This is a genomic window from Pantoea sp. MHSD4 (assembly GCF_021043305.1).
Lineage (GTDB): Bacteria > Pseudomonadota > Gammaproteobacteria > Enterobacterales > Enterobacteriaceae > Pantoea > Pantoea eucalypti.
Window position 1 is genome coordinate 567,086 of sequence record NZ_JAJNDH010000001.1, and the last position, 24,693, is coordinate 591,778.

Genomic DNA, 24,693 nt, shown 5'->3' on the forward strand with positions numbered 1-24,693 from the left:
TGACGACGACGGCAGACTTCACCGGGTCTTTATTCTCCCGTAATGGTTTCACCGCTTTGTGTGGCGAGCGACTGGCTGGCCTGATGCGTTCCGAACCCCGCCTGAGCAACAAATACTGAGCATACCGTCGCGGCTAACAACGTGAGAAGAACAGAAAGTTTCATGGCTGCATCCAGTGCTGATAAGGGCAGTCAGTCTGGCAGGAACGGTGACAGAGACAAACAGAACAATCCGGAAAAAAACTTTTAGTACATTTGAACAGCAACTTGCACGATTTTTAGTGATTTATTCGGGCAAGTCTCGCTTTAACGACTACAGTCTCTGGTGAGGTTGTCATCAATTCGTACCAAATGGAGGATTTTCTGTGTTAATTCAAAACGACGAGAAAGGCCACGTCATTATTGGCGAAGCGGCACTAAGCCTTGCCCTGGGTGAGAAAGAAATCAGTATCGCATCACTCTTTACTCAGCTGGGTTTGATGGCGAAATCTGAAAGCAACGCTGATCGACTGGAGAAAATCGACAAAGCCAGAAACTGGCTGAGTAGTTTTACTTCACCAGCGGTTGCCCAGCAGCAGGTGCCGTACCTGCGAACGCTTGCAGGCCTGAACGAAGAGCTGAACTAGCCCCGATAGAACTGACGCCAGTGGACGTAGTCCGGCTCCGGCCGGAAAACGACGAAGCGGACGACCTCAACGGTTGCGCGAGAGCGTATACCGGCCGGAGATAATGTCAGGGACGACACTTCTCCTGCACTCAAAAACTGCACCTGTGATCGCGACATTATCCCTTTCTACTACAACCTCCCAGATCCCTTTCTGCCTGCAAACCGCCAGCCTGATACAAATCAGGCGAGAGACACATCGCACCCGCCGTCCAGCCAGATTGTATCGCTGCCATCATATTCAACATCTTCACGTCGTGCCTGCGGCGGCCGTTGCTGTAGGCTTTCTGTTTATCGACAGTCTTGTTGTCTGAAGATAATGACTATTTCAGCCAGCCTCGTTGTGACAAGGCTGGCTGAATTAACGTGCAGAACAGATTGACGCGTTGCTACGGGTTAAAAACTCTCCCAGCTGGCGTCTGCGGATGCCGCCACAGGCACAGCAGGTACTAAACGTGGCGTCAGAACCGGAGTCCGGGTTTGCACGGCAGAGAGACGGAACACAGCCACTGTTTTTTCCAGTTCATCTGCCTGCGACTCCAGAGAGCTGGCTGCAGCGGAAGACTCTTCAACCAGCGCGGCGTTCTGTTGCGTGGTGGTATCCATTTCGGCCATGGCCGTGGCAATCTGAGAAATGCCGCGGTTTTGCTCGTCAGATGCGGCAGCAATCTCACCCATAATGTCTTTAACCTGACTGACTGAGCGAACGATGTCATTCATCGTGGTGCCGGCGCGTTCAACAAACGCAGAGCCATCCTGCACCCGGTCAAGTGACTCGCGAATCAGCGTTTCAATCTCTTTAGCGGCCAGCGAGCTGCGCTGGGCCAGATTTCTCACTTCACCTGCAACCACCGCAAACCCGCGCCCCTGTTCACCGGCGCGTGCCGCTTCCACGGCAGCGTTGAGTGCCAGGATGTTAGTCTGGAAAGAGATGCTGTTGATGACGTGAATGATTTCGCCAATTTTCCCTGAACTCTGGCTGATGCTGTCCATGGTGACGATAACATCACGAATAATCTCACCACCGCGTCCGGCATTCACCGACGCATCGGTCGCCAGCTGACTTGCATGGTGGGCGTTCTCCGCATTCTGTTTCACCGTCGAGGAGAGCTCTTCCATACTGGCAGCCGTCTGAACCACGGCGGCAGACTGCTGTTCAGTGCGCGATGACAGGTCGGTGTTGCCTGCGGCAATTTCTGCCGAAGCGCGCGCCACGCTGCTGACGCCATCGCGCACGTTGGTGATGATGTTCTGCAGGCTGATGTTCATTGCATCTACCGCCTGCATCAACTGACCCAACTCATCGCCACGCGTGGTTTTCAGCGAGGTTGTTAAATCACCGCTGGCGATACGCTGCGCGGCATTCAGTGTCTCTTTCAGGGGCTGCGTAATGCTGCGGGTGATCCGCCAGGCAATCAGCAGGCTCAGAATGGCACAAATCAGCGCGGCAAACGCAATACGCCACTCCGCCTGTTTAATGAACTCTGCAGAAAGCTGAGACTGGAACGCAAAGGTGTCAGAGACTGCCGCATTGAGCCGTTCAGCAGCAGCAGTCAGGCTCGCAGATTCGCCTTTTTCTTTCTCTGAAGCATCGATATAGCGCGTTAAAGCCTGGCGCTGCTGCGCAAGCGTGTTAAGTAAGTTTCGCGTGCCATCACTAATGGTGGGCTGAGCAAAAATGTCCAGCTGCTCACTCAGCGTATTAATCGCAGTGTATTCTTCCAGGACCGCATCTCTGCTGGTCTCTGTGGGTTTATCCAGAAACGCTTTTTCAACATTGGCGGCATCAAACAGTGCGGCAGCCAGATGCATGACGGGAAGGGCCGCATCCGGTGACTGAGCCATATCGAGCGATTCAAACTGATGTGCAAAACCGATCAGGGCACCGGGTTTAATCGCATTGAGAGCGGCGGAGGTCGTTTCCGCGGATGCCACAAATTTCTCACGCTGGTTCTTATAGTCGTTGAGCAGCTGTCCCATCAGGGTGACTTTCTGCTGACCAATCTCATCCCATTTGAATCCATCCAGCCGTCTATAAAGCGCTTCTAGATCCTTCAGGGCCTGAACGTTCTGTGACGCAAATTTGGGATCTTTGGTGTACTGGTAGAGGGTACGGTTAAGACGTGCTTTGCCTAAGGTGTTAACCATTTCCACGGTAATTGAGCGCCGGGCAGAGTTGTCTTTGATACTGCGAAAACAGTCAAAAGCCATAAAGGTAATGGCAAGGGAGGCAGCGATAAGGACGATAAAGCCGGCACCCAGTTTTTTTCCGATTTTAATATCAGAGATACGTTGAGAAAGACCCATGAGGTTCACCTTTAATGAGGTTCAGAAGCAGAAGAAAAGGAAAAAAAGTTAAATAATGCCAAAGATGATCTTTATATCGTCAGGGTGAAAATAACCTTTAATTTTATTTATAATTGCATGAGGGGCTAATGAGTTGGCTTTTTATTGTTAATGTTGAAATTATTTGCCTTCTAATAATTTCAGGCATGATTGCAACTTTCTGATTAATAAAATAAAAATTTATAATTATATGGAGTTGAATTGTATTTATTTGATCCTGATCAAAATTATTTTATGAAAGTATGGATCAAAAGCGATAACGGTTTACAAAGGGAAACTGCAGGATTTTTCTAATGTTTTGATTAAGCAGTCAGATATAAACAGCTTTATTCATGAGCAATGCTATTTACCACGCGCACTATCCTATAAAGTAGAAATCCCACTCTCAATAGTGAGCACAACTGATGCCAGATTACTGTTTCTACACGCAGGGAAAACAGACCATTGCCCTGGCAAGGTCAGACATGAACCGCGCCAGCGAGTTGCTTGCTCAGGGGTTTATAAAAGAGGCTGAAGAAGTGCGTGCTCCTGATGAAAAGCAGGCCGCTGCGCGCTTTGCAGATATCAGAAAAGAGAATGCCATTGATCGGCATAACTTTCTGGCCGGCGCGGGAACAATGCCGTTGATTGGCGTGCTCACAGCGTTGGCTGCCTTTCTTTTCTGGCGTAAAAAATAATCCTGATTTCCCGCAGTTCTTCAAAAAACAGTCGACCGATTCCCTGACGCTATCGGGCACCGCATCATCACAGAAAGCGGTGCCCGATGTTAACCCGCCAGCGTCTCTTAATATGATGGGGTTGTCTCACTGGCGCAAAGAATGTACACCCACGTCCGGCAAGAATCTTTATTATCTGTCAGGCTATCATCTTCATCCTGAATGATTCCGTATTTACGCAGATTCCCCTTTCCAACCACTCTGCTAAACATTCTTACAGATATTATTCATGCCTTCAGATTGATGTGACAGTGATTAGTTTGTTTAAAATTTAAATCACATTAAGGTTAGTCAGGTGTCACCGAAAAATTACGCTGATTTTTATCTCAGACCGTATTCAGTTATCGACTAATAAAATTAGTGATCTCACTAAAAATTCAGTATGGTCTGAACGTTATCCTACATTCCCCCTCCATTCTTTAGTTCCATCCCTAATCGGCTCAGGCATGCAGAAATAAAATTTTCAGTATTTAATACGTTAGTTATTCCATGGAATAAAAAGCGAATTGAAAATCCGACACCAATAGCGCTCAACTTCAGCGTAACGCTGAATAGGTTATTTCTCATTAGTGCCATCCTGTCAAAAAGTAATAGAGTTGCCTGGCAGAACAACTGCCGGTAACTTTTATTTAAGGGCACACACAGGCAATCGCCGCCCCGCCTCTGTTTCTGTCACCAGAAGTGGGGAGGATTATTATTATTTAATAATTAATAACAGAGGGTCTTTATCTAATATCAGATTGTCGCGTTCCGCCCAGCCTCTGAGCTTGCCGGGGTTAAGTAATCCTTCAGGATCAAGACACTTCTTAACAGAAACGACGTCAGGTTTAATTTCTCCCTGTTTACCATCCTCAATATGATAAACATGTGGGTTATTTATTTTTACGTCATTGTCACGGAAGGTTGTCATTATTTCATTCAGTCTTTCTTCAGTTGAATAATGCACAAGTTGCAAACCGCTTGCGGTAATGTTGCCATCATTGTCACGCAGGAATTCAATATGCGAAATAACCTCATCACCGAACAACGCTGCCATATCGATAATCTGCTGACGATAACAGGTGTGATTAAACGCTGTCTGTAAATATGTCAGAGAGCTGTCAACTTTAAGTGCGTGCAGCGTGGTGTGGTTCCAGCAATACTCCATCAGCGACGCGTTAGCCTCACGCGCTTCGTCGGCCGGCTGGCGCAGGGCGCTCTGACCGCGGTATTTTTCCAGCAGATGCGCGCAAAATCCTTCGCTTTCCTGCGCGATCACACTGATTACCGCATGCTGGCTGGCCTGATAGCGTCCGTTCAGGTGACTGAAATAAGAGGGGATTGGCGCGGCGAACAGCGCGAGCTGGCGTTTTGCCAGCCCCGGCGAACGGGCAAAGGCATTGGCATAATCCAGCGCGTCGGTGAAATCATCAAACACGTCCAGCCTCTCAATCCACTGATGGACCGGTGCCAGTGCCAGCGCCACCTCAAGCACAATACCGTTGCTGCCATAGGCATGATGCAGCAGCAATGCCTGTGGCGCGGGCACCTGCAGAATGCGTGGTTCGGCTTCCATCGTCATGACTTTTACGCTGAGCACATTGCCGGGCGCGCCGAGTGGGCCGTAGTTAATGGAGCCGATACCGCCAAATCCGCCGCCGTAAAGGCCGCCCAGACTGGCGAGCCGGTAGGTGGAAGGCATGCAGCGCAGTTCCCATCCTGTTGGCCGGGTCAGGGTTTCAATCTCCGCCAGCCGGATCCCAGCCTGCGCCCGTACCACGCCGTTGCCCAGTTCACATACCTGATTGAATCCGGTCATATCGACCAGAATGCCGCCCTCCAGTGGCACCAGCTGGCCGTAGTTGCCGGTCGCGCCGCCGCGCAGGATCAGCGGCAACTGATGCTGAACACAGGCTTTCACCAGTAATCTCAGCTCTTCTTCGCTGCGCGGCCTGACCACGGCATCGGCCTGTTTGTCTTCCAGTTGCCGCTTAAGCACCGGGCTGAACCAGTGAAAATCACGGGAAAGGCGTTTGACCTTCGGCGCCTGTAAAGTCCAGTCCAGATCAGGCAGCGCCTGCAGAATCAGGGCGAGCGCCTGTTGACGTTGTTCACTGTCCATAATCTTCCTGCCTAAAGATGAATGAGGTTAATGAGATTGCACGGCTTCGCTTTCATGCCAGGCACTCAGCACGCGTCGGGAAATCCAGGACATCGCGCCAAAGAGTGCAATGCCGGTGAGTGAAATAAGCAGCAGAGCGGCAAACATCAGCGGGATGTCCAGCTGATAGCCCGCCTGCAATATCTGGTAGGCCAGGCCGGTATTATTGCCGCCGGTGCCGGCCACAAACTCAGCCACCACCGCACCAATCAGGGACAGACCGCTGGAAATGCGCAGTGCGCCGAAGAAATAGGGCAGAGCGGAGGGAATGCGCAGGCGAATGAGGATTTGCAGACGGCTGGCGTGATTCAGCTGAAAATAGCTCAGCAGCCCCGGCGATACGCTGCGAAGCCCCTGTGTGGTATTGGAAATAATCGGGAACACCGCCATCAGCGTTGAACACACCACCAGCGACAATGTCGTGTCTTTGACCCAGATGATGATCAACGGCGCGATGGCGACGATCGGCGTCACCTGCAGGAACACGATGTAGGGAAACAGCGCGGTTTCAATAAAGCGGTTCTGTACCAGTACGAACGCCACGACTGCACCGATGACAATCGACAGTAAAAATGAAATCAGGGTGATTTTCAGGGTGAACAGCAGCGACGTCATCAGCGAACCGCAATGTGTCCACAGGCTTTGCAGCATCACCACCGGTGACGGCACAAGAAACTGAGGGATGTTGAAATAGCTCACCCAGCCTTGCCATAGCAAAATGACCACCACGGCGACTACCGCCGGATAGAGCACTTTGCGAGACGTGGGGTTGTTGATCCACGGAGAAGCATTTTGCGTTTTCATACCGTTACTCCATACCCGATTGGCTGGCTTGCAGCAGGCTGTCCTGCAACTGCTTCGCATAGCGTGAAAATGCCGGACTGACGCGGAAATCTTCGCTGCGCGGAAAAGGTTCGTTGATGGCGATATCTTCCACCACGCGCCCCGGACGCGCGGCCATCATGATCACCCGCTGCGACAGGAACACCGCTTCGTGGATCGAGTGAGTGACGAACACGACCGTCAGTCCCTGTTCCCGCCACAGGCGCAGCAGGTCGCTGTCGAGTTTGTTGCGGGTGATTTCGTCGAGCGCGCCGAACGGTTCATCCATCAGCAGCAGCTTCGGGCGCGTGACCAGGCCGCGGGCAATCGACACGCGCATCTGCATGCCGCCTGACAGTTCGCGAGGCAGGACGTTGGCAAATTTGCCAAGCCCCACCAGTTCCAGCGCTTCACTGACGCGGGTATTGGCTTCAGCGCGGGGTACGCCTGCCAGATCCAGCGGCAAACGCACGTTATTCTGCACATTACTCCACGGCATCAGCGTGGCTTCCTGAAACACGAAAGAGAGCGGAACCTGCGCTTTTTCACGACTTTCGCGGCGCCACAGCATCAGCTTGCCGTCGCTGGGTTCCACCAGACCGGCAACCATTTTTAACAGCGTACTTTTGCCGCAGCCCGACGGGCCGAGCAGCGTGACAAATTCACCCTGATTAATGGTCAGATTGACCGGCAGAAGCGCGCGGGTGCCGTTGCTGTAAATTTTCTCCGCCGACAACACCTCGATAGCCGGAACGGTTGGAGAAATAACTGAGCGGACATCGCTCATCACGGTGAGTTTCGGGGCTGAATTCATGGCATAACCTTCGCGTCTTTAATCATGTCGAGGGTATAGGTCTGCGCAAACGGCACTTTATCCGCGTCGATGAGTTTATTTTTGACCAACATCTCCCAGGTCTTTTTCAGACGAGGTTCAGTGATGATGCCGATACCGCCGGTTTGCGCGTCGCCACCCGTCACCAGCGCATACTTCTTCATCTGCGCAATGCCAAAGGCAATCTGGTCGGCGCCCATACGCGGGTTAGCCTGGGTAATGAGCGCGTTGCCCGCGGCGGGGTCCTGCAGATATTCCTTCCAGCCCTGCATGGAGGCTTTCACGAACGCCGCCACGGCTGCCGGGCGTTTTTTGACAGTGTCGGCCATGCAGATAATGGAGTTGCCGTAAGGCGGATATCCCCAGTCGCTAAGCATGTAGACATAGAACGGTTTGCCACCTTTCTCGATTGAGAACGGCTCGGAAGTTACATAACCCTGCTGTACCAGATTATTGTCCGCAAGAAACGGCTGCACGCTGAAGGTGTAGGGCCGGACTTTGGCGTTACCCAGCCCCAGTTCACTTTTCGCCCAGGGCCAGAATGAGGTATACGCCTCGGTCGCCAGCAAAAAGGTTTTGTCTTTCAGTTGCTCGCCGGCCCCGACTTTATCGTGGCTGATAAACACCGTCGGCGAATGCTGGAACACCGTCGCCACGGTCACCGCATGCACGCCAGCCTGCCAGGTTTCCAGCGCCTGGCCATTGTCGCCGAGCGTACAGTCCGCCTGACCAGCGGCCATCAGTTGCATCACGTTAACCTGCGGGCCGCCCATTTTAATGCTGACATCCAGACCGGCGGTTTTGTACAACCCTTTAGCCTGCGCCTCGTAAAATCCGCCATGCTCCGCCTGCGCGTACCAGTTGGTCAGGAACGTGAATTTCTCTTCCGCCATTGAACTGGCCGAAACGCCGCTCAGCAGCAGAGCCAGCAGGGTGTAAGCGGGTGAACGCCGTAGTTTCATCTTGAGAATTCCTTTATTCAGAGGCCAGAGAAGACGAAGGAGGAGTGAAGCGGGTTTGCACAAAGCCGTTCCAGTGGTGTTTACCCCAGGTGGGTTCGCTGCGGACTGTCCATTCCATCAGGTGGATCTCCGTGATCGCCTGCGCCCAGCTTGCCGCCAGCGAATCGAGGATCGCGTGCCCCTGTTCGGCGGTTGCGCCAATCGGATCGCCGATTACGCCGCTCGGACCAAAATCATAAGAAGCCCAGGCGGCGACAGGGCGGCCAGATGACAGCGTCGGACAGGGAAACGCCGGCGGATAATTGGCGACCGCGTGCTCCATGTGAACGCATTCCGGTGCCAGAGCCAGCATCACTGCCGTTTCGCTGTGACCGGCATGCATCGCCATTTTCTGCTCCTGCGCACTCAGGAACTGATTTTCCACGTTAGGCACGCGGAACACGTCGTGCGGGATCATGATCATGTCCCCGTGACGCAGGCGCATTTCCCGCGAGGCCATTTGCAGCACCTGCGGCTGTCCGCCGTGCCCATTGATCATCAGCAGTTTGCGGAACCCGGCGCGGTAGAGCGATTCGGCAATTTCCAGCACCGTCTGCAACAGCGTGTCGCCGGTCAGGGTCAGCGTGCCGGGGAAGTTCAGATGCTCGTCCGACTTGCCGTAAGTAATGGGCGGAATCGCGAAGGCCGGAATCTCTTCCGGAAGCCGCGCCAGTGCGTGACCCGCGACGCCGGAGGAAATCACGCTGTCCACCGAACACGGCAGATGCGGGCCATGCTGTTCGATGGCGCCGGTCGGTAAGACAATCACGGTGTTAGCCTTGTCGGGCAGAGCAGCGATAGCTGTCCAGCTCAGAAAAGGGAGAAAACGTTCTGCGGGAATATAGCCGTTAATCATGCTCTGCCTCGTATTCGGACTTGTCAGGGTTAGCGGGACTGGAGTAACCAGGCGGTGGCTTCCACTTCAATCAGCACGTCGGCGCAGGGCAGCATTTCGCTGACCTGAACCACGGTAGAAACCGGCGGTTGACCGGGATAAAAAAGCTTTCTGACCCGGCTGTAATAGGGGAAATGATCAAGATTGCGAAAGTACTGCACCAGCTTGATCACATCACTCATCTGCCCGCCGGCGTCTTCAATGATGTGGCGGATACTTTCGAGCACATACCAGCTCTGGGCGAGGATCGGCCCCTGTTTGATATCAGTCGAGAATTCGCCGGTTTCACCCAACAGCAGGCGTGCTTCGGCGGGGATATCCTGAAAGCCGCGCACGAAGGTCCCGCTCTGCGGATTAACCGGAATCACGCCCGAGAGAAAAACAAAATCGCCCGCGCGGCGCCACGCGGCATAGTTGGCGAGCGGTTTACCCGCACCCGCTTCAAGACTCATGGGATAACTCCGGATTCCAGGTACGTTGGTGGGCAAGCCTGCCATGGTGGAAAACCAGCCGGGCTGCGCTGTTTAAAGGCCAGGTCAGGCTGTCGCTGCCTGGAAAGAGAATCAGCGTGGCATCGCTGCCAGGTGCGAGTGGCAGGCCGGGCGGTGCATCACCGCTCAGCGCGGCGACATCGCAGATCAGTCGCGACTGCCAGTCAAAAACGTTATCCAGCTGCAGTGCGAACAGGGCACAGGCCAGCGTATCCAGCGGGTCGTAGCTGCCGGCCGGACAAAAAGCGTCCTGCACGTTATCGCAACCGAGCAGCACCGGAACGCCTGCCGCCTGCGCCTCTTTCAGCAGCGTTATGCCGCGCTGTCGTGGCGTGCGGCCGGTGACGGCATCCTGCAACAGCAGGTTGGTCATCGGCAGTGCAATCAGCGTGACGCGCTGCTCCGCCAGCAAACGCAGGACCTCCACTGCCTGATGTTCACTGCCGGAGGCCAGCGCGCAGCCGTGGCTGCAACAGATATGGCCGCTGAATCTATTTTCTGACAGGTAATGCGCCAGCCAGCTCAGGCCGTGTGCCACCGGCGAGAGCTCTTCATCGATATGCAAATCCAGATTCAGTTGCCAGCGCGAGGCACTGCGCATCAGGTTGGTCATGGCGGCCGGATCCCAGTTGGATGAGTGGATAAATCCACCCAGCAGGCAGTGGTTCCCGCTTTGCGCCACCGCAGCGGCGATGCGGTCAGCGGCCTCGCTGTCGGCAAAAAGAGTCAGCGGGACCAGCGCCACCCGTTCCAGCATGACGCCGGGTTGTGTGATAGTGGCCAGTGCCGTCCAGGCCAGCGGCGGCGTGGCATCGAACCAGTCAATATGGGTGCGCAGGCGGGTTACGCCGTTGGCGGCGGCCCATGCCATTCCCTGTCGGGCACGCTGATGAAGATCTGCCGTGGTCCAGTGCCGGCGATCCTCATGCAGGGTTTCAATCGCGGCCAGCAGACCGGGTTTTAGGGGACGGCTGCGACCAATGGTGAAGGTTTTATCAAGATGCGCATGAGGTTCGAGCAGACCTGGCAGCGCCAGCATGCCCTGTGCGTCCCACAAATCATTCTGGTCGGGCTGAAAAGGCGTCATGGAAGTTATTTTGCCTGCCTCAACGCGCAGATCTGCCGTCACCGGTTCACCTGCCTCCTCAGGCCACCCGGCAGGAAGCAGCCAGGCGGGAAGGCGAACGTTGGCAATGCCGTTTAACGGTGAGGCAAAAGAAGGAAAGTTCATATTGAGGCTCCGCGTTGGCATTACAGGTCCAGGACCAGAACAGGACTCTTAGCGCGCGAACAGCACAGCGTAATCTGCGTGTTCTCCGCTTTCTCTTCTTCTGTCAGCACGCAGTCGCGGTGATCGGGAATACCGTCGATGACATCCGTAATGCATGAGCCGCAAATACCCTGTTCGCACGACAGCATAATATCGACTCTGGCACTCAATAAGACTTCTGCAATGCTTTGGTCTGAACCAACTAAATAACGTTTTCCGCTGGATTTCAGCTCAATGTGAAATTCAGAGTTGGCGTTATTTTTGTTTATAGTGTTATTGCTGAATCGCTCAAAAGATAATTGATTCTTATGCCAGTGGTGCGTGTACATAATCTCTTCAAGGCGCTTAATAAACCCATCCGGGCCACAGGCCATCACCTGCGTATTGGCATCCGGCTGACACAGGCTCAGCGGCGTCGTGTGCCGCAGGGAATCGTTTGCGCTGCTGTCATGTAAAAAGAGATTTTTTGCCAGTGAAGGTGCTGTGAGACGCGGTATATACGCCGCTTTATCCAGGCCCGAAATGTAGTAGTGCAGTTCAAATTCAATGCCTTGCCGAGAAATCTGTTCCGCCATCGCCAGCAGTGGCGTAATGCCAATTCCTCCGGCAAATAACAGATAGCGCCCGGCGGCTGGCAGAGGGAAATGGTTACGTGGCATCGAGATATTGAGTGTGTCGTTAGCACTGAAATGATGATGAATAAAGTGCGACCCGCCGGTCGCGTTGTCTGCCAGTTTTACGCAGATTTCATAATATTCCCCGCTGTGATTTTCGTTGCAGAGAGAATACTGGCGCGGGCCAATTTCAGGAATGAAAAGGTCAATGTGCGCACCGGGTAACCAGGGCGGTAATAATCCACCGTCCTGCGCAATAAGTTGCAGTGAAATATTTCCTTTACCATTTTCGCCGATCGCCTTGATCGTGACAGGAATTAATCCGGCATCATTCATCGTCATTTACCGTATTCATTTTGATGAGTCATTCATAAACCAGGGTAACCTGTTCACCGCATAACCTGCTGCCATCCGGCCTGGAATAGCCCGCGGCGGGATGTAATGTCGATGAAACGATTGTTCCCATTGCAATGAAAGCTACGTTATTGTTGTAAAGCTGTTGCGTCCAGCGCTTTGATTCGCACATCCCGTTGCAAAAAAGAGAGCACTCAATCATGTTCGCATTCTCACGGTTTCTGCTGTACTTCACTGAGGTTGCCCGCCAGGGCTCGTTTCGTAAGGCGTCAGAAACCTTACATGTCGCCGCATCGTCGATTGACCGGCAGATCCTGCGGGTGGAAAAAGAACTGGCAATGCCGCTGTTTGAACGGCACCCGACCGGATTGCGGCTAACGGCAGCCGGCGAGCTGCTATTGCACGCCGCCAACAACTGGAAAAAGGATTTCACCCGCGTCTGCGAGCAACTCGATGACCTGCGCGGTCTGCGGCGCGGACACGTGCGAATTGCCACCATTGACGCCATCAACCGGCAGTTTTTCTCGGCGATGCTCAGGAAGGTGCATGCTGATTATCCGAATATCTCTTTCACGCTGACCACCATGAACAATGTGGACATTCAGCAGGCGCTGATATCTGGCGATGCTGACTTTGGTCTGATGCTTAATCCGCAAAGTTCACGAGAGTTGCAGGTACGCGCTTTTGCAGAAATCGAGCTGGGGATTGTGGTGCCGAAAGGGCACCCGCTCGGCGACAGAAGCCACGTGCGTTTTAGCCAGTGCATGGAATATCCGTTTATCCTGCCGGCTGCGCCGCTGATGCTGGCCGAACCCGTCCAGGCGCTGATGAATATCAACGGCGACATGATTAACGAAGTCGCGGTATCCAATAACATCCACATGATCCGCACGCTGATTAAAGAGAAAATGGGCATCGGTATTCTCTGCTGGCTCGACATCATTGATGAGGTGGAAAGCGATGAACTGCAATTTATTCCGCTGACCGATCCGCAATTAAAAACGTTCACCCTTTCGTTGTGCGTCGCCCCGACAAGACAGCTTTCGCTGGCCGCCTCGATGATGCTCAAACAGCTGGAGATGTTGTTCAGCGAGATCCAGATGCCGCGAGGTGATCGGGATTGATTTGCACTGTTCTGGTGCTGGTTGCTTTGTAATGAATCAAAGGTTGCAGAGCCAGCGCCGATCAATCCCCTGTTAAAGCGCAGAGAAAGCGCATTCGTGAAGTTGGCACCTTTCTTGTATAACCCACAGTGAGTAGAAGCGGTCAGTGCGGGCAACTGCGCGGGACATTGCTCAGCAACCATTTCGCGGTTCATTTTGAGCCGGTCAGGGGAGCTGAGCCGCATTCGCTCAACGCCCCTCCGGTGATGATTAGGAGAGGAGCAATGAAGTCAGTTTCCCGCATTCCCCTGTCTTGCTGCGTGCTGAGCGCGCTGATCCCTGCCGCATTTTCACTGTCGGCACACGCCGATGAGAAAATAGCGCTACTGACATCCTGGTACGCGCAGGCGGAGCAGGGCGGCTATTATCAGGCGCAGGCCACAGGCATTTACAAGCGTTACGGGCTGGATGTCAGCATTCAGTCCGGCGGCCCGCAGGTCAACGGCATGCAGTTGCTGCTGGCAAAGCGCGCGGACGTGATCATCGGTTATGATCTCCAGCTACTCGAATCCGTACAGCGCGGTTTTCAGGCCAAAGCCATCGCCGCCCCTTTCCAGTTTGATCCTCAGGGGCTGCTGACACATGCTTCAGTCACTTCCCTGGACGGTCTGAAAGACAAAACCATTTTAGTCTCCAGCTCCGGGCAATCGACCTGGTGGCCATGGCTGAAAGCACGCTATCAGCTTAGCGATTCACAGGTTCGTCCTTACACCTTCAATATCCAGCCCTTTGTGGCTGACGAAAATGTCGCGCAGCAAGCCTATGTCAGTTCTGAAGTTTTTCAGGCACAAAAGGCGGGTGTGAAATCGAATTTCTTCCTCTTCTCAGAGCACGGCTATCCCCCTTACGGCGGCATTCTGATCACCCGTCCTGAACTGATCAGCGGCCGTAAAGAGGCGATGGCTAAGTTTGTAAAGGCGTCGATGGAAGGATGGGTAAGCTATCTGCAAAATCCGGCGGCGGGCAACGCGCTGATCAAAAAGGATAACCCGAAGATGACGGACGACCTGCTGGCCTGGGGCGTTCAGCAAATCAAAGCGCACCATCTGATTGACGGCGGTGATGCGGCAACAAAGGGGTGGGGCACCATGACGGAAGCCCGCTGGCAGAAAACCCGTGATTTCATGGTGAACGCCAGACTGCTGAATGCGAATACCGACTGGAAGCAGGCGTATACCACTGAAATTGTCGACCAGATGCAGGTTAAGCCCTGAGGAGTGTTGCAATGTCATCTGACGTTTTACTGATTAAAAATGCGCACGCAATCCTCACCGGCTTGCCGGGAGAGGCAGCGCGTCACGCCGGGCCGGATATTCGCGTGCGTCATGGGGTGATCGAGGCGATAGGTTCCCTGACGGCAATGCCCGACGAGCAGCTGATCGACGCCCGCGATTGCGTGGTTTATCCCGCCTGGGTGAATACGCACCATCACCTGTTTCAGTCATTGTTAAAAGGGGAACCGCAGGGGCTGAACCAAAGCCTGACCGCATGGCTGAGTGCCACGCCTTATCGTTTTCGTGCCACCTTCGATGAATCCACCTTTCGTCTTGCGGTGCGTATCGGCCTGACTGAACTGCTGCGTTCCGGCTGCGCGACGGTGGCGGACCATAACTACCTTTACTGGCCAGATATGCCGTTCGATACCTCGGAAATCCTGTTCAGTGAAGGTGAGGCGCTGGGAATGCGCATTGTGCTATGTCGGGGTGGCGCAACGCAGGGGCGCGCGATCGAGAAAGATTTGCCGCAGGCGCTGCGCCCGGAAAACTTCGGGGATTACATGGCGGATATTGAACGGCTGGTGGGTCGTTATCACGATCCGAAACCAACGTCACTGCGCCGTGTGGTGATGGCACCTACAACCTTGCTGCATTCTGCACCCGGTGCGGAGTTGCGCGAAATGGCGAAACTGGCCCGCAGTCTGGGGATTCGGCTGCACAGCCACTTGTCGGAAACCGTGGATTATCTTGATGCGGCGCGTGCCAGATTCGACATGACGCCGGTGCAGTTTTGTGCGGAACACGACTGGCTGGGTGAGGACGTCTGGTTTGCGCACCTGGTAAAACTGCTGCCGCAGGAAATCACGATGCTGGGTCAGACCCGCTCTGGCATTGCACACTGCCCGCAAAGCAACGGGCGTCTGGGCAGCGGCATCGCTGATTTGCTGGCGCTGGAACAGGCCGGTGTGCCTGTTTCATTAGGCGTAGACGGTGCGGCATCGAACGAAGCTGCCGATATGCAAAGTGAAGCGCATGCGGCCTGGCTTTTGCAGCGCGCCCGAAAAGGCATGCTGGCGACACCGCGTTATGACGGCGGCACGTTTGAAGGCGGCGGCGACGCAGCATCTGTTGAAGACGTGGTGCGGTGGGGCAGCGCAGGCGGGGCGCAGATCCTTGGCCTGCAACAAAGCGGCACCGTGCAGGTGGGCAGGCTGGCGGATATCGCCATTTATCGGCTGGATGACCCGCGCTACTTCGGCCTGCACGAAATGGCCATTGGTCCGGTGGCCTGTGCCGGACGCGCTTCGCTTAAGGCACTGATGATAAATGGCCGGGTGATCGTCGAAAACGATGTCATCCCCGGACTCGATTTGGAGGCCATGCGCCATGAGGCAATGTCTGCCGTCCGTACTTTACAACAGCGCGCTGCGCGCTAACCCTATTGATTAAGAAGGATAAGAACAATGACGCAATCAAATCAAACAGCATATGCATTACAGGAACTGGAAAAAGAAGCAGGAATGGGCGCGATGGGTGAAGAAACTTTTGCCCGTGAAGTGCGTTGTATCGATTTATCAGATTTCGAAAACCGTAAAAGTGAGATCGCCGACGAACTCTGGAGCGCAGCCGTAGAAATTGGCTTCTTCCAGGTCAGCAATCACGGCATTGCACTCGGCGATATCCGTCAGGCGTTCAGCATGACAGAGGATTTCTTCTCACTGCCCGAAGAGATAAAAGCGCAATATCCGCTGGCGCGTAACGCAGGCTGGGAGAATAAGTCTCAGGTGCGTCCATCAACCCGAACGCCAGACCAGAAAGAGTCTTACCAGATTACCCGTCCGCTGATGGCACCGCTATGGCCGACCGAACAGGAACTGCCGGCCTTCAAAGAGACCATGCTGAATTTTGAATCGCAATGCTGGCAACTGGGCATGAAACTGCTTTCCTGTTTTGCCCTCAAACTGGGCTTTCCTGAGCACTTTTTCGAGCAGGCACATAATCCGGACCTGCAAACTTACCAGAGTACGCTGCGCATGCTGCACTACTATGCCACTGAGCAGTCAGAGCAGGGGATGTGGCGCGCGGGTGCGCATACAGATTTTGACTGTCTGACGCTGCTGTTCCAGCGTCCCGGTCAGGGCGGGTTGCAGGTATGTCCTGGCAAAGACCGCGAAAGTCAGCAGTGGACCAGCATCGAGCCGCGCGAAGAGGTGATCACCTGCAACATCGGCGACATGCTGATGCGCTGGAGCGACGATCAGCTGCCGTCAAATTTCCACCGTGTGAGAAGCCCACTGCCCGGCGAATACCAGGGTGCGCGCTACAGCCTGGCCTTTTTCTGTCAGGCTAATAAAGATGTGGAGATTCTGGGGCCGCAGGCGAAATATCCGGCCATCACCGCCGAAGATTATCTGCAACAGCGCATTCAGGCGAACTTTGCGAAAGGATAATTTGCCAGAAAGATAAAGAGAGCTGAAAAGCAAAAAGCCCGCTCAGGGAAAACTGAGCGGGCTTTTTTAATTCTGGCTTTTCTGGCTGAGATCGCCTTTGTCAGTAACTCGCTAATATAGCCTTCGCCTTCATGTACTTACGGGCATAAAAAATACAACCCTCGCATAGAAGGAATTTAATGCGATCTCATTATTTGATTTGAACATGATAACAACATTCTTTGTTGCGTAAATCTCTGTTACTGCCGAACAGGCAGAACAATGTAACCAGAAGGATTTGTGTCGATTACTGTTAATGAATGTTGAAATATGAAGCTATTCTCTGAACTGGCTTACCTGAGATTGAAAATTTGAAGCTGTAAGCATAGGCGGGATTCCCCGCCTATGCTTCTGATTAACGTCAATGCGACAGAGTCAGTCAAATCCCTGAACATTACAGGGTGTTCGCCTGATGTTTTTATTTCTGTCAGTCTCCATACGCGTAAGCGGTGGTCTGGACGGTATAGGTATCAGGTTTCACTTTCTGCGTCCCGCTTAATGTAACATTGTAAGTTGATACGCCGTTGGTGGCAGTGCTGTATAAAATGTAATCGGTGTCGGTGTTACATGTCAAACCTAACTCTGTGCAACGAGTAAAGCCAGTAGAGCCAGGAGTATCAGAAGGCCTGAGTATTGTTACAAGAATGGCGTTATTGCTGTCGTTTTTGCCTTTAATATTTAATGGGAACTGGGGTGTGCCGTTACCAGACCCTGTTAATGACCCGGGCATACCCAAAGCTATGTAATGACGAGAGGCGCCGCCTGTCGAAGTGATGGTACCATTTGCCAGCACTTTTCCACTATTATGAGTCCCGTCCGACAGACCCGACACCGGTGTCAAAACGTTAGAAACAGTGAGCGGAGAAGTAAAAGTAATGTCGGCCGACGTAGTACTGGCTTCGGACACCGTTGCGATTGCTGCGTGGGATGAAATACCCGCGATGATTATCGCTGCTGCCGCTGAGGTTTTGATGTTTAAAAATTTCATATCTCTATCCTTTGTTGTGTTGAATTAACGACTGCAGTCGTCCCTAAAAGTCGTAGACAGTGCGTCTACCCGACCATCGAGGCATATGTGCCACCGATGGCTCCCCGTCACCAAAAATGTCAGTGACGTGGTATTCGTGAAATCTCTATATAGCGCCCGGCTGTTGCACGTTACTGAGTGACCACCTGACCAGCGATGTTTAAAGAGTAGGTATCCGCTTTCACCCTCTGGTCACCATCCGCCAGAATGTCAAAAACCATTCTGTCTTCGCCGGTATGCACGGTTATCACCTGCATGTCCGCCATTTCCGTTACCACCTGTTGCTGTGGCACCAGACGCACCCGCAACTGATGCGCCGGATTCTGCTGGCCTGTCAGCACATAACGTCCTCCCTGCTGGCCGGATACAGCCTGCTCGCTCCGGAGCTGAAAGCCCGTATGGATGTCGTAGCTGACCAGCGTGCCCCTGCCGAGCTTTGTGCCGTCTCTGACAGCACCCGCCTGCAGGCCATGGTTCATCTGCAACACCAGTTGCGGGCTACCCGTCGCGACAGCCGGAGCGCTGCTGGCCATGACTGTCAAAAGCGCTGCCGCTATCAGATACAATCTTTTTCTGTTCATCATTCCCCTTCTCCGGGTGATGTTTCTGTTCAGTTTTTTCGGGAGCCGGTAACTGCTTTCAGCGACAAACTGCCTCTGACAGATACAGCCCTGCTGGCCCTGGTTTTTCCGGCAGACGGTAATCAGCCCGGCACTGTTGCTTCTCTCCCCATCTCGCCATCAGGGCACCTTTTCCGTTCAGTCCGGACAGATACACCTGCCCGGCTTCACCGGTAATGCCACTGCCTGATGACGCCTGGTTTTCCGGGGTAACCAGTGCCCCAAAAGGAACCGGTTTACCGTCCGGACGTATCAGTGTCACCAGCGCCCGCCGGCCAATATGCGTGATAAAGGTGGCCGGGATAACCGCGCCCTGCGTCGGCACTACCGTCACGTCCGTCTGTTTTATTTCTGCATCAGCCGAAAGACGAGCAGGGTCCAGGCTGACAATATTCTTCCGGTAAGGCTGCAGGCCTGACTGTGTGGTGTAGCCACGAAAATCGGTTTTCACTCCCGGCCAGCCGCCAACAGCCACTCCGGAGGCACCCGGCGCTTCCACCAGTGCCACGGTATCGTTCAGCGTCTGCCCTGCGGTGACACTACTGCGGGTAATCACGATGCCGCCTGACGCATCCAGTCCTGTCTGCCGGTAAGACGGACTGTAGCCGTAACGGCCATTCAGCTGGCCGTAGCCCCCGCTCCAGCCAAGGTTCAGGTCGCTGTCGTTGCGGTCTCCGCTCACCGCCCCCGAACGTTGACGCTGGTTCACATTCCACTGCAACTGGCGGTCATACGCCTGACCACTGAGCCCCACCTGCTGTGTATTGCCGCCGGATGAAGGCGACGTCATCTGATAGGTCGCCCGGGTTGCCCCACCAGGCCAGCGGTCCAGTGGAATACTGACCATCATGTTAATCAGCCGGTTATCCTGCCATTTACTGCCGCTGTTCCGGTTACGGTTCTGCGTCGCATTCAGCGACAGGGAAACGCCGCGTATACTGACGCCATAGCCGGCACTGAACGACTCTGTACTCCCTTGCCCGTTGCCGTAACTGTTGCGAGAACCGCTCAGGCTGAGACTCCCCAATCCGCCCAATGACTGACTGAGCGTCAGGGTTGTCTCAGACCGGCGTTGTGCGTCACTGCCGGCTGGGTTTTCCTGCCGATAGCTGTCCATTACCTCAGACAGCGTGCTGAAACCGGATGCGTCATAGCGGGTATGGGACAGATCAAGCGAGGTGTTGGTTACCTCAACGCGCTTGCTGTAGCGCAGCCGTCCGTATCCCCCCGTTTCACTTTCACGCTCTTTCTTCTGCCCACGGCCGTGGGTCCCATCCAGAGATACCGCGCCCCACGACCCGAGCAACATACCCAGCCCCGCAGTCGTCGCCTGATAGCGCTCCGCGCCCTGCAAACCGCCGTATAGGGTCAGGCTCCACGGCAGGCCATACATAACAGTGGCCTGTGCAACCAGAGGCGAATCAACCGTGTTATCTGATGCCCGATACTGCCCGGCCATCAGGTTGTACACGCTGTGGCCTTCCTGCAGCGCAATCGCCGGCGTCTGATAAGGGACGCTGAATTCCTGAGTAGTGCCGTCGGCTTCCCATACGGTAACCTGCAAATCCCCACCCGAGCCGCCAGCGGCAAAGTCACTCAGGGCAAACGGGCCGGGCGCTACCGTGGCGTTGTAAACCGTGTAGCCATTCTGCTTCACTTCTACCCTGGCCTGAGTGCGGGCAATACCGCGCACCACGGGTGAAAAAGTCCGCTGCGAAGAGGGCAGCATATTTTCATCCGAACCCAGCATCACGCCGCGAAAAGGTACGCTGTCAAAAATTTCAGACGGCGTGAAACGCTCTCCCAGCGTCAGCCTGCTTTGCATGTCATACAGGCCCCGATCAAGATAGGTATAAGGAGTCTGCCAGCGGCCGGTCTGTCCGCGGCTCTTCTGCCACGTCGTCGAATTACGTAATCGCCATGGTCCCCAGTTAGCGCCGGGCTCCAGCTGCAGGTACTGCGATTCATTGACATTTCTACTCCCGACCCGGGATTCCACATGGCTGGTACCGGTCCGGTAATTCATCAGGATCGCCGGGACTCCCTCATCCCACAGCTCTCGGGGAGAAATGCCCTTTACTTCAGGGCGCAATGCTATCTGCGGAACGCTCAGCACCAGCTGCTGTGCCCCGAAATTAAAATCAGCTCTGGCATGCGGAATAACGCGGATGTCAGCACAATCTTTGTTTGCGTCCAGGCCTTTGCCGGACAATGCCGGATAGTCTTCCGTCTTTATGCCGTAACGTAAAAGCTGCTTCCTGCTCAGGCAGGGCTGCAAAACAGGCATGCCCCGGGAATCTTCCTGCTGAACAAAAACCACTTCACGGGAATCCACCTGCTCACCATTGAGCAACACGTCAACCAGATAGGTTCCTGGAAGCTGCCCGCCCTGGTTAAATAGAGCGATATCCGCATCACTGACACCACCACCCAACTGTGAAGCATCAAATTCCCAGGTCCGGGCCATCACCGGCATTGAAAACAGCCCGGCAGATACCACGATGGCCACCACAGAAAACCGAAAATATTGCATTATCCAGGCGCCTTATTAGTGCAACGGTGACTGAAACGTGCGGCTCTCTCCACCTTCATCAGTGATAACCGTCCACTTCACCTGACCGGCAGCGCCTTTTGGCAGGATAAAGCTGCGGGAAGAGTGCGGAGCGACATATTCCCTATCCGGAATATTCATCTTCCCCACGCTGAGTGAGGACAAATTCATATAAAATGCGGAAGGGTTAGTTACCGTCAGCTTATCGCCCTGGCGTTGCCACTTAAGCGCGGATACGGCATCCATCATCGTTCCTTTCACGCCGGACGGGCGCACCAGCAGCTTAATACAGCTGTTTGCGCTGACTTCCAGGTTCAGCGTGACTGCTGTGGGCTTTAACGGTGTCCCTTTCGCATCCTGAGCCCAGACATCACTATCTTTAGGCGGAATACCGGTCACGCAAAGCCAGTGCAGCGTTTCACGGTCACCGGCCATTTGACCGCCGGTACGAATAATTCGCAGGCGGTTCTGCTGCAGTGCATCCAGACGGAAAACTGGCGGGGTGACAATAAAAGGCGCAGGTGTTTTTTTATCTTCCGCAAGCACCTTTCCCTGCACCAGTATGGGGTAAGCCTGCGCATTGGTGATGGATAAAGACGCTCCGCTGGAGTCCGGGTTATATATCACTCGTGAGGCACCCAGTTTGACCTCGAATACTTTGGTATTGGTGACCGTCTTCAGCTCCTGCGCAAAAGCCGGAGTAGCGCCATTACTGATTAATATCGCGGCGGCCAGTACAGCCCCGGCTGCCCTGTAAGTTTTTTTATTACAAAGTAAATACATAACACATCCCTATCAGAGAATAATTATTCCTGACTAAACGTAATCGTAAAATACCCTTGTTAATTTTTAGGTAAACGTAAAATTAACAAAGAAATTCATTTTAAAAATACACGGCCAGATTTTTAAGAAGAGAAAAGCTTCAGATAAAAAGCGGCACAGGTAGTTAGCGAGCCCGATGAGCCACAGGTGGAAAGGGCAGTCGTGCAATAATGTTTAAATTTAAGTTTCATATTCAGTAATCCTCTGGTGTGTTTTCGGGTTATTTATAATGCCCATAAAGCATGTTGAAGAAATTACCAGGTCATTGCTTTTCACATTCATATAGATGGCGCGGATTCAGGTACATCTATAATCACCGAGCTGAAGCAAGATGCGTACCCACCTTAACCCCCACACTGGCCGGGGCTTGCCACCTCAGGATGGAAACAGTGTTATACAGGAAAACCAATAACGGAATGTAATTCGAATTTATCTGTATTTTTAGTTTAATGATCTATTTTTGTTATTTTTTTAGCTTAAACAGTCGCCGATTGTTGCAGGCTGCCCACTACCTGACATCCGGAGGAGAGTTTAAAAGAGCATCTCCTGCCGTGAATCTGGTTGAATCGTCGTAATTCCCTTCTGACAGCGGAAGGTTCAGCTGTGCGAATATACTCATACTTTCGTTAGCAACGGCGTTCCGACATCAGGACAATGATTTCCCTGAAACAGAGTCAGTGGGTATCAACGCGTTCCCGTGCTTTTTATTCGCTTGGTTTAAAAATGCTACGTGCAAAAAGGGTTTAACTGTATTATGTTGTGAGATAAATCTGAGATTGAATTTATTTAATCGGGGGGGGATGTGAAGGTGTTGTATACCATTAATGGTTCAATAGTGTTTAATACGGATGACAGTACTCTCCGACATATACCGACGAAAGATACCGTTCAGATTAACCTGCCTTCGGCGCGATTACTGGCACTCATTCTTGATTCCAATGGCGATATTCTGACAAGAGAATATTTGATTGTTGAAGTCTGGGATAAACATAACCTCAGAGGGTCAAATGCAAATTTAACGCAATACCTGAGTATAATGAGACGTGCATTATCCGCATTTGGATGTGATGAAATTGTCATTACCATTCCTAAAATTGGTATTAAGTTAAATACTAATCATTCTGTCGTTAAATCCCCCTCCTTTGACGGAATAGAGTCATCCCCACCGGCTCATTTACCTAAGGCATTATTAAATAAACCTGGATCTTTTCTTTCATGGAAAGTCATTGTTCTTTGCCTGTATATCATGTCACCCGTTTTTATTGCAACTGCGGTGTTAGTCTTTAAAAACAATACGTCTTCATTGGATAATATCAATATTTATCTGAAATCAGATTTTCTTGCAGAGGGGTGCGAGGTGGTTTTTGTTAAGGATCTCAATGAAAATAAGATGAAAGAAGTAAAAAGTAAAATAACTGCTCTTTTAGCAGAAAATAATTTAGTCTGTGATAAAAATAAAAAAATCTATTTTGATAACTATACGTCTTTTTCGCCAAAAGATGATGGCCGAACATTAATTTCGTATTGCAAGCTTGGAAAAGAGAGGAATGTAACCAGTTGCAATAATTTCTTCCATATTAACGAGAATTAATATGATGTTTCCAAACGTGAGAGTTCTGATAGCTATTTCAACTGTCTGTACGGCAATTCTTCTGGGTTTTATATTTTTTGGGTCTGAAAATAATTTAATATTGCCACTGAGATGTTACTCTTTTACCCAATACGATCTGGGTGGTGAGGGACAGACGCTTAAATTTAATGTCGCCCAGGATCTCAGACTATACAAGGACGGAACCGGATATTTTTTACTGAATGGACGGGTGTTAATCAATAATGAGGAAAAAAATTTAGGAAGAACCCTCATACTGAATAGGGGGGAAGTAAGGGGCAGTAATACAGCGCATTACTCTATAAGCCGCATCATTATCTCTCCCACTGACAATACAGATAATCCAACCTTTGAGAAGCTGTTAGCTGAATTTACCGGCGACCCGGAAACCTTACAACTTGATGTGATTAATGTCGGACATCATACTTTTATGATGGGAAGCCCACTTTCGTTTGTCTTTACCTGCGTGGCTTTTTAACTGATTGCATGAAAGCTCGCAGAACCTTTGCACTAAAGAAAGAACCAGGCACTGGCGCTATTTTCTCTGGCAGGCAGCAAAGGAAAAGGATGGCGGAAAGGCACAGCACAAATGCTAAACCGCTTCCTGGCTAACATCAGTGGGGGTCGATAGACACGCTATCTACAGGGCCGCCTGAGTAGCGCCCACAGCACATCGTTATTTGATGGTTCACATCTGAACCTGTCAGTGATTCACCGACCTGTAACACAAAAGCAAAAAGCCCGCTCAGGTTTCCCTGAGCGGGCTTTTCTAATTCTGGCTCCTCTGACTGGACTCGAACCAGTGACATACGGATTAACAGTCCGCCGTTCTACCGACTGAACTACAGAGGAATCGCTTGAACGGGGCGAATATTAGCGGCGTAGATCCTGCTTGTCAAAGCCCTGTTTACTGATTTGCGTTCAGATGCTCGTAAAAGCAGCGGATTGGCGGTTTTTAGTCACTTGTGATGGATTTTCAAACTGCCAACAGGATCTCACTTTGCTGGCATTTCTCAGTAGATGTTAGATGCATGTCAAAGTTTTGTTATTT

The 24,693-nt window shown here is 52.7% G+C and carries 22 protein-coding genes and 1 tRNA gene; 8 read left to right on the plus strand and 15 right to left on the minus strand.

Annotated features, from left to right (window positions below; translation table 11 throughout):
* Nucleotides 1–29: 29 nt before the first annotated feature.
* Entirely contained in the window at nt 30–164 is a 135-nt protein-coding gene (locus tag LQK91_RS21985; protein WP_255348850.1) for a hypothetical protein, read from the minus strand.
* A gap of 200 nt (nt 165–364) precedes the next feature.
* Between LQK91_RS21985 and LQK91_RS02500 the strand changes: the two genes are divergently transcribed.
* The gene (locus LQK91_RS02500) at nt 365–625 is read left to right on the plus strand and encodes a hypothetical protein (protein ID WP_004571361.1); all 261 of its coding nucleotides are present in this window, start codon (nt 365–367) and stop codon (nt 623–625) included.
* Between the two features lie 434 nt (nt 626–1,059).
* Here LQK91_RS02500 and LQK91_RS02505 read toward each other — a convergent pair whose 3' ends face one another.
* The gene (locus LQK91_RS02505) at nt 1,060–2,970 is read right to left on the minus strand and encodes a methyl-accepting chemotaxis protein (protein ID WP_105099006.1); all 1,911 of its coding nucleotides are present in this window, start codon (nt 2,968–2,970) and stop codon (nt 1,060–1,062) included.
* Nucleotides 2,971–3,473: 503 nt separating this feature from the next.
* On the opposite strand from LQK91_RS02505, the gene LQK91_RS02510 reads away from it, so the two are divergent.
* A complete protein-coding gene (locus LQK91_RS02510; protein WP_370640789.1) occupies nt 3,474–3,686 on the plus strand; it encodes a hypothetical protein in 213 nt (70 codons plus the stop codon).
* A 736-nt stretch (nt 3,687–4,422) separates the two neighbouring features.
* Here LQK91_RS02510 and LQK91_RS02515 read toward each other — a convergent pair.
* The 8 genes from LQK91_RS02515 to LQK91_RS02550 are packed head-to-tail and all read right to left on the minus strand — an operon-like array spanning nt 4,423 to nt 12,132.
* The gene (locus LQK91_RS02515; protein ID WP_105099007.1) at nt 4,423–5,826 is read right to left on the minus strand and encodes an FAD-binding oxidoreductase; all 1,404 of its coding nucleotides are present in this window, start codon (nt 5,824–5,826) and stop codon (nt 4,423–4,425) included.
* A 27-nt stretch (nt 5,827–5,853) separates the two neighbouring features.
* Nucleotides 5,854–6,669 carry an ABC transporter permease gene (locus tag LQK91_RS02520; RefSeq protein WP_105099008.1) on the minus strand — a complete coding sequence of 272 codons (816 nt, stop codon included), beginning with the start codon at nt 6,667–6,669 and terminating at the stop codon, nt 5,854–5,856.
* A gap of 4 nt (nt 6,670–6,673) precedes the next feature.
* Nucleotides 6,674–7,501: an ABC transporter ATP-binding protein gene (locus LQK91_RS02525; RefSeq protein ID WP_004571366.1), complete on the minus strand. Its 828-nt coding sequence runs from the start codon at nt 7,499–7,501 to the stop codon at nt 6,674–6,676.
* The gene (locus LQK91_RS02530) at nt 7,498–8,481 is read right to left on the minus strand and encodes an ABC transporter substrate-binding protein (RefSeq protein WP_039659879.1); all 984 of its coding nucleotides are present in this window, start codon (nt 8,479–8,481) and stop codon (nt 7,498–7,500) included. Before LQK91_RS02530 ends, LQK91_RS02525 begins: the two co-directional genes overlap by 4 nt.
* A gap of 13 nt (nt 8,482–8,494) precedes the next feature.
* Nucleotides 8,495–9,376, minus strand: a complete 882-nt coding sequence (locus tag LQK91_RS02535) for a creatininase family protein (RefSeq protein WP_004571368.1) — start codon at nt 9,374–9,376, stop codon at nt 8,495–8,497.
* Nucleotides 9,377–9,405: 29 nt separating this feature from the next.
* Nucleotides 9,406–9,867 (minus strand): RidA family protein, encoded by a 462-nt coding sequence (locus LQK91_RS02540; RefSeq protein ID WP_105099009.1) that lies wholly within the window; start codon nt 9,865–9,867, stop codon nt 9,406–9,408.
* A complete protein-coding gene (locus tag LQK91_RS02545) occupies nt 9,857–11,137 on the minus strand; it encodes an amidohydrolase family protein (RefSeq protein WP_039659882.1) in 1,281 nt (426 codons plus the stop codon). Before LQK91_RS02545 ends, LQK91_RS02540 begins: the two co-directional genes overlap by 11 nt.
* Nucleotides 11,138–11,157: 20 nt before the next feature.
* Nucleotides 11,158–12,132 (minus strand): PDR/VanB family oxidoreductase, encoded by a 975-nt coding sequence (locus LQK91_RS02550; protein ID WP_105099010.1) that lies wholly within the window; start codon nt 12,130–12,132, stop codon nt 11,158–11,160.
* Nucleotides 12,133–12,344: 212 nt separating this feature from the next.
* Between LQK91_RS02550 and LQK91_RS02555 the strand changes: the two genes are divergently transcribed.
* From LQK91_RS02555 to LQK91_RS02570, 4 genes are all read left to right on the plus strand, one after another.
* Nucleotides 12,345–13,268: a LysR family transcriptional regulator gene (locus LQK91_RS02555; protein ID WP_039659886.1), complete on the plus strand. Its 924-nt coding sequence runs from the start codon at nt 12,345–12,347 to the stop codon at nt 13,266–13,268.
* Between the two features lie 263 nt (nt 13,269–13,531).
* On the plus strand, nt 13,532–14,521 hold the full coding sequence (locus LQK91_RS02560) for an ABC transporter substrate-binding protein (protein WP_105099011.1): 990 nt from the start codon (nt 13,532–13,534) through the stop codon (nt 14,519–14,521).
* Nucleotides 14,522–14,532: 11 nt separating this feature from the next.
* Nucleotides 14,533–15,960 carry an amidohydrolase family protein gene (locus LQK91_RS02565; RefSeq protein ID WP_105099012.1) on the plus strand — a complete coding sequence of 476 codons (1,428 nt, stop codon included), beginning with the start codon at nt 14,533–14,535 and terminating at the stop codon, nt 15,958–15,960.
* Between the two features lie 27 nt (nt 15,961–15,987).
* The gene (locus LQK91_RS02570; protein ID WP_105099013.1) at nt 15,988–16,974 is read left to right on the plus strand and encodes an isopenicillin N synthase family dioxygenase; all 987 of its coding nucleotides are present in this window, start codon (nt 15,988–15,990) and stop codon (nt 16,972–16,974) included.
* A gap of 466 nt (nt 16,975–17,440) precedes the next feature.
* Here LQK91_RS02570 and LQK91_RS02575 read toward each other — a convergent pair whose 3' ends face one another.
* The 4 genes from LQK91_RS02575 to LQK91_RS02590 form a co-directional block, all read right to left on the minus strand.
* On the minus strand, nt 17,441–18,001 hold the full coding sequence (locus LQK91_RS02575; protein ID WP_139364710.1) for a hypothetical protein: 561 nt from the start codon (nt 17,999–18,001) through the stop codon (nt 17,441–17,443).
* 170 nt (nt 18,002–18,171) lie between these two features.
* Entirely contained in the window at nt 18,172–18,624 is a 453-nt protein-coding gene (afaD, locus tag LQK91_RS02580) for an AfaD family invasin (RefSeq protein WP_008925995.1), read from the minus strand.
* A gap of 55 nt (nt 18,625–18,679) precedes the next feature.
* Nucleotides 18,680–21,136, minus strand: a complete 2,457-nt coding sequence (locus LQK91_RS02585) for a fimbria/pilus outer membrane usher protein (protein ID WP_370640807.1) — start codon at nt 21,134–21,136, stop codon at nt 18,680–18,682.
* Nucleotides 21,137–21,208: 72 nt separating this feature from the next.
* On the minus strand, nt 21,209–21,994 hold the full coding sequence (locus LQK91_RS02590; protein WP_105099016.1) for a fimbria/pilus periplasmic chaperone: 786 nt from the start codon (nt 21,992–21,994) through the stop codon (nt 21,209–21,211).
* Nucleotides 21,995–22,841: 847 nt separating this feature from the next.
* Between LQK91_RS02590 and LQK91_RS02595 the strand changes: the two genes are divergently transcribed.
* Entirely contained in the window at nt 22,842–23,624 is a 783-nt protein-coding gene (locus tag LQK91_RS02595) for a winged helix-turn-helix domain-containing protein (RefSeq protein ID WP_231001589.1), read from the plus strand.
* A 1-nt stretch (nt 23,625) separates the two neighbouring features.
* The gene (locus LQK91_RS02600) at nt 23,626–24,120 is read left to right on the plus strand and encodes a FidL-like protein (RefSeq protein ID WP_008925991.1); all 495 of its coding nucleotides are present in this window, start codon (nt 23,626–23,628) and stop codon (nt 24,118–24,120) included.
* 298 nt (nt 24,121–24,418) lie between these two features.
* Here LQK91_RS02600 and LQK91_RS02605 read toward each other — a convergent pair.
* Nucleotides 24,419–24,494: transfer RNA gene (locus LQK91_RS02605), tRNA-Asn, on the minus strand.
* Nucleotides 24,495–24,693: the final 199 nt, after the last annotated feature.

Excerpts from the sequence above, each read along its gene's own strand:
- LQK91_RS21985 (WP_255348850.1), bottom strand. The coding sequence starts at position 164 with ATGAAACTTTCTGTTCTTCTCACGTTGTTAGCCGCGACGGTATGCTCA.
- LQK91_RS02505 (WP_105099006.1), bottom strand. The coding sequence starts at position 2,970 with ATGGGTCTTTCTCAACGTATCTCTGATATTAAAATCGGAAAAAAACTG.
- LQK91_RS02510 (WP_370640789.1), top strand. The coding sequence starts at position 3,474 with ATGAACCGCGCCAGCGAGTTGCTTGCTCAGGGGTTTATAAAAGAGGCT.
- LQK91_RS02515 (WP_105099007.1), bottom strand. The coding sequence starts at position 5,826 with ATGGACAGTGAACAACGTCAACAGGCGCTCGCCCTGATTCTGCAGGCG.
- LQK91_RS02520 (WP_105099008.1), bottom strand. The coding sequence starts at position 6,669 with ATGAAAACGCAAAATGCTTCTCCGTGGATCAACAACCCCACGTCTCGC.
- LQK91_RS02525 (WP_004571366.1), bottom strand. The coding sequence starts at position 7,501 with ATGAATTCAGCCCCGAAACTCACCGTGATGAGCGATGTCCGCTCAGTT.
- LQK91_RS02530 (WP_039659879.1), bottom strand. The coding sequence starts at position 8,481 with ATGAAACTACGGCGTTCACCCGCTTACACCCTGCTGGCTCTGCTGCTG.
- LQK91_RS02535 (WP_004571368.1), bottom strand. The coding sequence starts at position 9,376 with ATGATTAACGGCTATATTCCCGCAGAACGTTTTCTCCCTTTTCTGAGC.
- LQK91_RS02540 (WP_105099009.1), bottom strand. The coding sequence starts at position 9,867 with ATGAGTCTTGAAGCGGGTGCGGGTAAACCGCTCGCCAACTATGCCGCG.
- LQK91_RS02545 (WP_039659882.1), bottom strand. The coding sequence starts at position 11,137 with ATGAACTTTCCTTCTTTTGCCTCACCGTTAAACGGCATTGCCAACGTT.
- LQK91_RS02550 (WP_105099010.1), bottom strand. The coding sequence starts at position 12,132 with ATGACGATGAATGATGCCGGATTAATTCCTGTCACGATCAAGGCGATC.
- LQK91_RS02555 (WP_039659886.1), top strand. The coding sequence starts at position 12,345 with ATGTTCGCATTCTCACGGTTTCTGCTGTACTTCACTGAGGTTGCCCGC.
- LQK91_RS02560 (WP_105099011.1), top strand. The coding sequence starts at position 13,532 with ATGAAGTCAGTTTCCCGCATTCCCCTGTCTTGCTGCGTGCTGAGCGCG.
- LQK91_RS02565 (WP_105099012.1), top strand. The coding sequence starts at position 14,533 with ATGTCATCTGACGTTTTACTGATTAAAAATGCGCACGCAATCCTCACC.
- LQK91_RS02570 (WP_105099013.1), top strand. The coding sequence starts at position 15,988 with ATGACGCAATCAAATCAAACAGCATATGCATTACAGGAACTGGAAAAA.
- LQK91_RS02575 (WP_139364710.1), bottom strand. The coding sequence starts at position 18,001 with ATGAAATTTTTAAACATCAAAACCTCAGCGGCAGCAGCGATAATCATC.
- afaD (WP_008925995.1), bottom strand. The coding sequence starts at position 18,624 with ATGATGAACAGAAAAAGATTGTATCTGATAGCGGCAGCGCTTTTGACA.
- LQK91_RS02585 (WP_370640807.1), bottom strand. The coding sequence starts at position 21,136 with ATGCCGGTGATGGCCCGGACCTGGGAATTTGATGCTTCACAGTTGGGT.
- LQK91_RS02590 (WP_105099016.1), bottom strand. The coding sequence starts at position 21,994 with ATGTATTTACTTTGTAATAAAAAAACTTACAGGGCAGCCGGGGCTGTA.
- LQK91_RS02600 (WP_008925991.1), top strand. The coding sequence starts at position 23,626 with ATGATGTTTCCAAACGTGAGAGTTCTGATAGCTATTTCAACTGTCTGT.